Origin of the sequence: Vibrio sp. A8-1 (assembly GCF_013048685.1) — a bacterium.
GTDB lineage: Bacteria > Pseudomonadota > Gammaproteobacteria > Enterobacterales > Vibrionaceae > Vibrio > Vibrio metschnikovii.
The window spans coordinates 1-1,320 of the sequence record NZ_VHTC01000091.1 but is presented as its reverse complement, the minus strand read 5'-3'; the positions used below and the strand labels follow the sequence as shown (position 1 = coordinate 1,320).

The window sequence follows — 1,320 nt, the reverse complement described above, 5'->3', positions numbered from 1 at the left end:
CCCCTGATGATTTTAAGAAAAATCATCAATTTAAGCTGGATACACATCTTGTCATGTGATCAAATGATTTCGCCAAAAAACAACAACCAGACAACAAGATGTGCGAACTCAATATCCTACACGATTCTCTTTACCAATTCTGCCCTGAACTCCACTTAAAGCGACTCAATAGCTTAATGTTGGCCTGTCGGGCTTTGCTCGATAGCAAAAAACTGACACTCACTGAACTTGGACGCAACTTGCCCAACCAAGCGAGAACAAAGCACAACATTAAGCGCATGGACCGATTACTCGGCAACCGACACCTACATAAAGAACGTCTTGCTGTCTATCGATGGCACGCCAGCTTTGTTTGTTCAGGCAATCCCATGCCCGTGGTCTTAGTCGATTGGTCTGATATTCGTGAACACAAACGATTGATGGCGTTACGGGCATCCATTGCACTCCATGGCCGCTCTATCACTCTCTATGAAAAAGCGTTTCCTTTATCTGAGCAATGCTCTAAATCAGCACATGACCAGTTTCTAGCGGATTTGGCCAGCATCTTACCGCCTAATGTCACTCCTCTCATCGTCAGCGATGCTGGATTTAAGGTGCCTTGGTTCAAATCCGTTGAAAAGCATGGTTGGTTTTGGTTAGGTAGAATACGTGGCAAGGTTCAGTTTGCTGAACTTGGCTCTGAGAACTGGGATCCAATCAGTAAGTTGCACACTCAGGCATCCAGTAGACCTAAAACTTTAGGCTACAAAAAACTCACTAAGAGCAATCCAATCCATTGCCACATGGCACTCTATAAGTCGTTACCTAAAGGCAGAAAAAACCAACGCTCGACACGAACTAACTGCCATCATCCATCACCGAAAATATACTCTGCCGCGACCAAGGAGCCTTGGGTGCTTGCGACGAACCTTCCCCCATCAACCCGGACACCAAAGCAACTGGTCAATCTTTATGCTAAACGCATGCAAATTGAAGAAACCTTCCGTGACTTAAAGAGTCCAGTTTACGGGTTAGGTCTAAGACAAAGCCGAACTAACAGCCCAGAGCGCTTTGACATTATTTTACTGATCGCTCTCATGTTACAACTGATGTTTTGGCTAGCGGGTTTGCATGCTCAAAAGCAAGGCTGGGACAGGCACTTCCAGGCAAATACGGTGCGAACAAGGAATGTATTATCAACCGTTCGCTTAGGTATGGAAGTTCTACGCAGGTCAGACTACGAAATTACAACGTTAGAGCTGCTCGAAGCAGGGGCAGAGCTTACACGGCAACTTCACCAATATGGTTATGCGCTGGGTGATTTATGAGGGGATCCTTCAG

At 45.8% G+C, this 1,320-nt stretch carries 1 protein-coding gene; it reads left to right on the top strand.

The features are described from left to right. Positions 1–98 precede the first annotated feature (98 nt). A complete protein-coding gene (locus tag FKN93_RS17350) occupies positions 99–1,307 on the top strand; it encodes an IS4 family transposase (protein WP_096036005.1) in 1,209 nt (402 codons plus the stop codon). Positions 1,308–1,320: the final 13 nt, after the last annotated feature.

Coding starts and splice junctions, on each gene's coding strand:
- FKN93_RS17350 (WP_096036005.1), top strand. CDS start 99: ATGTGCGAACTCAATATCCTACACGATTCTCTTTACCAATTCTGCCCT.